Genomic DNA, 7,149 nt, shown 5'->3' with positions numbered 1-7,149 from the left:
GGGCACAGGGGGACGGGGGATGCGGACACGGGTGGGCGGCCCCGCCGCCGTGTCCGGCGCGGGCTCGCGATGGCGGGAGACGCGGGACGCCGCGAAACCACGGGAAGACAATGAAGACCGGTTCCCCGGCGTCCCTGGACCCGGCCCCGGAGGGCCGAACCCGTCACGTCACGGCGTCTTGCCTACGGCGCCGGCGACTCGGCTTGTGGCGGCCCTCCTCCGATGCCCCGATCCCTCGCGGGATCGCCGCACCGGCGGCCGGCTGATCATGGCTCCAGGCCCCGGACCCGCCTCGTAGTGGGCGGGCCGTCCGTTGTCTGGGGGTGCCCCAGGAGACGGGCCGCCGAAGCGGCCTCCTGCCGGAACACCTTGCGTCGCGCGGTGCGGCCCGGGGCGATGGCGAAACCGGGCCATCGACGCGGGCGCCGTCTCCTCCTCCCAAACCCGCCGGCCCGGTCCGCCGGCGGGCCTCCCGGTGGGGGAGGCGAGTGGCGGTACGAAATCACAAACTAGGAATATTGTCAATGTTTTTCGGCTGACGAACGATGTCGACCCCGGCCTTGCCCGCCGCCGCGCGGGGTCGGGCAGGACATTCCCGATCCTGGCACCGCCCAAGGTCTCGGCACTCTGCAGAATCTCTGCACCCGGCAGGGACCTCGCACCCGGCAAGGTCTCGGCGATTCGCGAACGCCCGGTGCCGTGCCTGGCCGGCACCCTTCACCGACGGCCTCCCTTGGCTGTCGTTCCGATGCGCCTGTTCCGGCGGCTCGGCGCGCGCCGACGACGGGGAGAGCGGAATGCGGCGGTGGTGACGCTCGCCGGGTCACGCGACTCCAGCGCGACGGGAACCGTCGCCGTCACGGGTTATCACTGTACGAAAACCTACAATGTAATCAGCTTCCGGAACCGACCCGTTGCCGGGTATTTTTCAAGATGTCGTCTCATCAGTGAGCGAATCTATCATGTCAAACGACACATCCAAACGCGGCTTTGCATCTATGGACGATGACAAGCAGCGCGAGATTGCCAGTAAGGGTGGACAGGCGTCCGGCGGCAACTTCGCCAATGACCCCGAACGCGCGTCCGAAGCTGGACATAAGGGTGGTCAAGCTTCCGGTGGCAACTTCGCGAACGATCGCGAAAAAGCCGCCGAGGCCGGTAGAAAAGGCGGTCAGAGTTCGTAGGGTCGTCCGAATCCTGGGTCGACCCTGACGATCGACCAAGCACTAGCATCGGAGAGTGGGGGGTCCGACCCACTTTCCGATGTGGCGTTCGGTCGAGGGCCGCGCCGGAAGGCGAGCCCTGTCGGCTCAGGGAGAGCCGGTTCCCCCGACCTCCTCAGATCGGAAATCACTCCACCAGATTAGCACGTGTTCACACAGCCTGGTCCCGGAGCGCCCCACTGAACAGTCCGCGTCGTGGCGATGGACAAGGCAACTCCGCAAGACTGGAATACAGCCGGTCTGCTTCTGGACGAGATATGTGTTGAACCGGTCGTCCGGTGTGGATCAGATGCGGCGGAGGCACCCACACTCGCAATTTCGAGATACAAAGCTTTACTAACTTGGGAGCAATCCCGTTCGTTGGTAGCTTTCGATCATATGGTCGAACAGCTCAACGTTCGAACGGCTGCGAGCGATAATCTGCGCTCCGGCTACAGCAGCATAAATGGCGCACGCTCTTAATTCACCCTCGCCTGGCGAGGCGAGTTTGGCAGCGACCAAATGCTTGCATAGCCAAGCCGTATTAACGTCGGCAAAAGTTTGCACCTCCTTCAACACTGGCTCGGGCAACTCGTCATGTTCCGTCGCCATGAAGCTGCTCAGGCACATGCGATTGCCGCGCTCCAGGGATGACCGAAAGATACTCGGGTATCGCTGCAACGCTTCGGTTGGGCTTCGGGCATTCGTTGAAATGGCTTCGAGATCGCGTGCGATGTCTTCCCAATAGCGCCGTGCAACGGCCTCGCCGAGGAGAGCCTTGGTGGCGAAGTGGTAGTTGATGCTGGCAGCCTTGATGCCGACGGTCTCTGCAAGGTCGCGGTAGTTGAGGCCGCCGTAGCCATAGGCCATCGCCGCCTCCCGGGCGGCCACGAGAATGGCCTCCTTCACATTCGCTTTCGACGTCGCTGCCATGGTCCATCTCCGTCTGTCATATGGCAGACAGGGGTTGACGGCACAAGATCCCCGCTCTAGCTCCGTGTCTGTCATCTGACAGACAGACTGATAATCTCGAAAGCGAGAAGACGATGTCCGACAAGCTCAGCCTCTTCACCTCCCCCTCGGCCTTCCCCAATCCGCAGCGCCTGCGAATCTTCATGCACGAGAAGGGCATCGCCGACCGCTTCGACGAGACGATCTACGATATGTCGCCGGTGGGCGAGCAGCGGGGGTGGAGGCACCTGAAGATGAACCCCTGGGGCGAGACGCCAACCCTCGCGCTCGCCGATGGTTCTTACCTGAGCGAAACCTCTGCCATCGCCCGCTATCTCGACGACACGTTCGAGGGCCGCAAGATCATGGGGGCGACGGCCCATGAGCGCGGTCTCGATCAAATGTGGGACAGCCGGGTGTGGGTGCACATCCTCTACCCTATCGTCACCGCCTTCCACGTCCTGCATCAGGGATTGGGCCCGAAGCTCGAGCTGACCAGCAACCCGGCTTGGGGCGAGCATTCACGTAAGGTGGCGCTGGCGCATGCCAGTCTCGTAGACCGGCATCTCGCGGATGGCCGCGATTGGCTGCTGGGTGGCGATCAGCCGACGTTCTCCGACATCACGTTGGCGACGGCGATTGCGTTCTCCAAGTTCCCCGTCAACGCCACCCCGCTCGATGAGCGGTTCGAACATCTCGATGCCTTCTGGCGGCGCTGGCAGGCTCGACCGACCTTCGTCGCCGCCTATGCCGACCGTAGCAGCGGTGTGCCGGAGATCGACAATCGCCCATGAGCGTTCGGCGGCCGGGCTTGGCAAACGCCCGACCGCAAGGCTGCCCTGACCGACTTTGGGCGGCGTTTTGCGATGGCTGCTTTGGAGATGCGATCGCGAAGGTCCCCACGACCGGCACGGGGTCGATTGCGGATCGACCCCGTGCCGGTCGTGGGTGGCAGGGGCGGACACCGCCGTCGCGCCCGCTCACGACCCTCGGAAGGGTCGCGTCCCTGCAGCTTGACGGGCCCCGGTCCTCCGCCAGAGCCGAGCCTCGTGACAGCCTGTGCCGGGGCGGTCACGAGGGCGCTCAGGCGGCCGTACGAGGACCGCAGATGACGGTCACGGCCGCGTCCACCACCTGCACCAGGGCATCCCGATCGGACCCGGTTCGCGCTCTGATCGCCAGCGTCTGCAGCATGCCCGAGGCGACGATCGCGGCCGAAGCCGGATCGACGCCCTCGCGCAATTCGCTCGCCGAACGCCGGAAGCGTTCCTCGAAGACCGCATCGACGTCAGTCACGTAAGCTGCCGCGATGGCGCGGGTGGCGCTATCGCGCAGCGCTTCGGTCACCGCCGTGCACACGACGAAGCAGCCGCGCGCGCCCACAGTCCCGGCGAGCGTGTTCTCGGCCGCCTCGATCAGGAAGGACGCGAGGGTGTCCCGCAGGGGGCCATCGGTCTCCAAGCGCTGCCTGATCCCCTCCACCGACCAGGCGACGGTCTCCGTGAGCGCGCGCAGGTAGAGCGCGTGCTTGTCGCCGAAGGCGGCATAGAGGCTCGGGCGGTTCAGGCCGGTCGCCGTGGCCAGGTCGTCGACCGACGTCGCCGCGTAGCCGTTGTTCCAGAACGCGTCCCGGGCCAACGCCAGCACCTCGGCCTCGTCGAACTTCCTCGGCCTTCCCCGCGGTCGCGCCGCGGGGGCATCCTTATTTTGTACCATCTCGCATAAAAGCCTTGACCGCCAGTTTTGTATGCGGTACGGTACATAAATCGCACCCCGGTGTCACCAAAGAAATGGAACCGGCCCCGCAGCGACCGAACGGTCGGGCGGCGGAGGGGAATGCGTGTCCTCGAATGTCTGTGGATCTGACGATGAAGCACTATCCCGTCTACGCGAATCCCTACGCCGAGATCGAAGCTGGACCGGACACCGCCCTCAAGCTCCACATGGTCGGGCTCGGCGCCAGCGCGTTCTCCAAGCATGTGCCCAGCTTCTCCCCGTTCGTCGCGAAGCTGGATGCGTATCTGCGCCTGTTCGACATTCCCCATGAGATCGTCGCGGAGCCGGTTCCGGACGTGGGGCCGCGCGGAAAGGTGCCGTTCGTCAGCGTCGGCAACACGCGGCTGGCCGATTCCGACCTCATCGTCGGCTACCTGAAGCGGACGCAGGGCGACCCCGACGCCGCTCTGACGCCGGCGCAGCAGGCGGTGGGCCATCTGGTCCAGCGCACCCTGGAGGACCACCTCTACTGGATCATCATCTACTACGAGTTCTTCGACGAGAACGGCTGGGATTTCATCCTGAAGGCGATGGTCGGTGATCCCACGGCGCTCCCGCAGGAGATCCAGGACGCCCTCGCCGAACGGCGCGAGGATTTCCGCAAGCGCTGCTACGACCAGGGCGTCGCGCGCTTCACGCCGGCCGAGATCGTCGAGAAGGCCGGCAAGGATCTCGATGCGATCTCGCGCATCCTCGGCGACAACCGCTACCTGCTCGGGACCGACCGCCCGACCTCGTTCGACGCGGTGCTCTTCGGCTTGACGCTGGCGATCTTCCAGGCGCGGGGGATGCACCCCGACGTAACCGATCACGCGCGGAGCATCCCCAACCTGAGCCGGTACATGCAGCGCATGCTGAAGACCTATTATCCCGAGCTCGAACCGGCCTTCCAGCCTGTCTGACCTGACGGCGTCCCCGCGTGCCGTCGTTTCGGCCTCGGGGACCCGTTTCCCGGTCCTTCCTGTCATCCGAATGCCCGGGCGCAAAGATCCGTCTCGGAGCGGACGACCCAGGTCCGCTCCCCAGCCCCGACCGAGAGTGCCGGACGGCCAACCCATCGCCACTACGCATGGCCGCTGATGGGAAGTGCCCGTGCCGATCCAGGCGGCCGGGTCGGGTCGAAGACGGAACGCCCGCTCACGACCCCAAGGTCGAAGCTCGCCGTCGATCCTCGCCGAACCCTCCGCAGCAGGGTCGAGGAACAGGTCCTCGCCATCCGAGACGAACCGGACCGACGGCGTGAGACCCGAACCCGCCCCGGCCGAACCCCAGCCGTCCCTCAGGGGCTCGGCGCCACCGGCTGGTTCGGGTCGGTGAGCTGGATCGTCCAGCTCTTCTGCTCGCCGGTATCGACCTCGTAGAACCCGTTGCGGTCGAGGCCGCGGGCGAGGCAGTCCTCGACGCCGCGGATCGTGAATTCGCGGTCCTTGGTGCACATCAGCGAGCGGCCGCTCCACTCGCCGCCGCGGGTGTAGTCCACCGCGTAGACGTAGTAGAACCGCGCCGCGAGGGAGCCCCTCAGCAGCGTCTCGCAGACCTTCGGCGCCACGTCCCACCAGCCCTCCGTGACCCAGCCCTGCGGGTCGCGGTAGCCCAGCGCGATGCCGACCTTGCTGGCGGTCTGGTTGCACATGCGCAGGTCGGCGCGGGCGGGTGCGGGGAGCAGCGCGACGGCCAGGAGGGCCACGCCCGCGAGGACCATGGACCTGCCGTTGCGCTCTGGCGTCATCGTCCCCACGCCGTCAGTCCGGGGCGCCGCGGGCGCGCCCGGCCCGGAAGGGGCGCGCCCGCGGCGTGCAATCCAGAGCCGCCGACACATCCACATTCGGCGCCACCTGCGTGTCTGGAGCCCGGGCTCCGCTGCGCGGCCCCGGGATGACGGGGTGGCGGGAAGATCTCTCGAGTCCGACGGTTCACCGCTCCCGGACAGCACGCGTCGCACCGCGCATCCCTCCCCAAAAGGGAAGGGATGCGGGGTGAGCGTGGAACCGTCGATGACCCGGGTCCGCCCGCCGGCGTTCCTAGCCGACGAGGATGATGCGGCAATCGTTGACATTGGTGCGTGTCGGACCCGGCTGAACGAGGTCGCCGATGGTGGCGAAGAACTTCGTCGAATCGTTGTCGGCCAGCATCGCGGCGGGATCGAGCCCGGCCTGGCGGGCGCGGGCCAGCGTCGTCGGGTCGACGAGGCCGCCGGCCGGATCGGTGGCCTCGCCGCGGCCGCCATCGGTGCCGTCGGTGTCGGCGGCGATGCCGAGGATGCCGGGGGCGCCGTCCAGCGCCAGGGCGAGGGCCAGGGCGTATTCCTGGTTCGGCCCGCCATGGCCCTCGCCGCGGATCGTCACCGTGAGCTCGCCGCCCGAGATGATCGCGACCTTGCGGCCGGCCTGCGCGAGGTCGAGGGCCATGCGGGCATGCTCGGCGGCGACCTCGCGGGCCTCGCCCTCGACGTCGGGTCCGAGCATCACCGGCTCGTAGCCGGCCGCGGCCGCGGCGGCGGCGGCCGCCTCCAGGGCGTCGATGGGCCGGGCGATGATGCGGTACTCGGCCCGGGCGAAGGCGGGGTCGCCGGCCTTCGGGGTCTCGTTGGCGGGATCGTTCAGCAGCGCCTTGGCGGTCTCGGGCAGGGGAATGCCGCGGCGCTCGCAGATCGCGCGGGCATCGGCCAGCGTGGTGGGATCGGGCACGGTCGGGCCGGAGGCGATCACCGCCGGGTCGTCGTGGGGCACGTCGGAGACGGCCAGCGTCAGGATCGAGCGGGCGTTGCGCGCCATCATGGCGAGGCGGCCGCCCTTGATCCGCGAGAGGTGCTTGCGCACGCAGTTGATCTCGTTGATCGGCGCGCCGGAGCGCAGCAGGGCCTTGGTGATGGACTGCTTCTCGGTGAGGGTGAGCTCCCCGGCCGGGGCGATCCAGTTGGCCGAGCCGCCGCCGGAGAGCAGCACCAGCACGTCGTCGTCCGGCCCGGCATCGGCGGCGATCTTCAGGGTATCGATGGTGGCGTCGATGCCGGCCTGGTCCGGCACCGGGTGCCCGGCCTCGACCATGCGGATCATCGGCGCCTCCTCGCCGTAGCCGTGGCGGGCGACCGCGAGGCCGACGATGCGGCTCGGATCGACGCCGTGCTCCTCCCGGTAGAACCGGCTGGCCACCGCCGCCATGCTGCCGCCGGCCTTGCCGGCGCCCAGGATGAGGAGGCGGCCGGGGCCCGGGGCGGGCA

Annotated in this window: 7 protein-coding genes; 3 read left to right on the top strand and 4 right to left on the bottom strand. The window is 67.7% G+C overall.

All coding sequences use genetic code 11. The features are described 5' to 3' along the window. Positions 1-962 precede the first annotated feature (962 nt). The gene (locus AC3WLN_RS23200) at positions 963-1,184 is read left to right on the top strand and encodes a con-10 family general stress protein (protein ID WP_492485239.1); all 222 of its coding nucleotides are present in this window, start codon (positions 963-965) and stop codon (positions 1,182-1,184) included. Positions 1,185-1,559: 375 nt separating this feature from the next. Here the strand turns inward: AC3WLN_RS23200 and AC3WLN_RS23195 are convergent, their stop codons facing one another. Further along, positions 1,560-2,135, bottom strand: coding sequence for a TetR/AcrR family transcriptional regulator (locus tag AC3WLN_RS23195; RefSeq protein ID WP_492485237.1), 576 nt, complete (start codon positions 2,133-2,135; stop codon positions 1,560-1,562). Positions 2,136-2,248: 113 nt separating this feature from the next. Here AC3WLN_RS23195 and AC3WLN_RS23190 point away from each other — a divergent pair, with 113 nt between their 5' ends. Continuing rightward, positions 2,249-2,947 (top strand): glutathione S-transferase family protein, encoded by a 699-nt coding sequence (locus tag AC3WLN_RS23190; protein ID WP_492485235.1) that lies wholly within the window; start codon positions 2,249-2,251, stop codon positions 2,945-2,947. Between the two features lie 289 nt (positions 2,948-3,236). Here the strand turns inward: AC3WLN_RS23190 and AC3WLN_RS23185 are convergent, their stop codons facing one another. Next, entirely contained in the window at positions 3,237-3,800 is a 564-nt protein-coding gene (locus tag AC3WLN_RS23185; RefSeq protein WP_492485233.1) for a TetR/AcrR family transcriptional regulator, read from the bottom strand. 221 nt (positions 3,801-4,021) lie between these two features. Here AC3WLN_RS23185 and AC3WLN_RS23180 point away from each other — a divergent pair, with 221 nt between their 5' ends. After that, a complete protein-coding gene (locus tag AC3WLN_RS23180) occupies positions 4,022-4,831 on the top strand; it encodes a glutathione S-transferase family protein (RefSeq protein WP_492485231.1) in 810 nt (269 codons plus the stop codon). 377 nt (positions 4,832-5,208) lie between these two features. Here AC3WLN_RS23180 and AC3WLN_RS23175 read toward each other — a convergent pair whose 3' ends face one another. Together AC3WLN_RS23175 and AC3WLN_RS23170 are read right to left on the bottom strand one after the other, a co-directional pair. After that, entirely contained in the window at positions 5,209-5,631 is a 423-nt protein-coding gene (locus tag AC3WLN_RS23175; protein ID WP_492485229.1) for a DUF1036 domain-containing protein, read from the bottom strand. Positions 5,632-5,950: 319 nt separating this feature from the next. Further along, on the bottom strand, positions 5,951-7,149 hold a 1,199-nt coding region (locus AC3WLN_RS23170), incomplete at its 5' end, for a glycerate kinase type-2 family protein (protein WP_492485227.1).

This window comes from Methylobacterium sp. FW306-05-D, assembly GCF_058782155.1.
The sequence above is the reverse complement of the archived record's forward strand: the minus strand, read 5'-3'. Positions and strand labels throughout refer to the sequence as shown.

Bases quoted from the DNA above. Each gene is read 5' to 3' on its own strand.
- AC3WLN_RS23195 (WP_492485237.1), bottom strand. From the start codon at position 2,135: ATGGCAGCGACGTCGAAAGCGAATGTGAAGGAGGCCATTCTCGTGGCC.
- AC3WLN_RS23180 (WP_492485231.1), top strand. From the start codon at position 4,022: ATGAAGCACTATCCCGTCTACGCGAATCCCTACGCCGAGATCGAAGCT.
- AC3WLN_RS23200 (WP_492485239.1), top strand. From the start codon at position 963: ATGTCAAACGACACATCCAAACGCGGCTTTGCATCTATGGACGATGAC.
- AC3WLN_RS23175 (WP_492485229.1), bottom strand. From the start codon at position 5,631: ATGGTCCTCGCGGGCGTGGCCCTCCTGGCCGTCGCGCTGCTCCCCGCA.
- AC3WLN_RS23190 (WP_492485235.1), top strand. From the start codon at position 2,249: ATGTCCGACAAGCTCAGCCTCTTCACCTCCCCCTCGGCCTTCCCCAAT.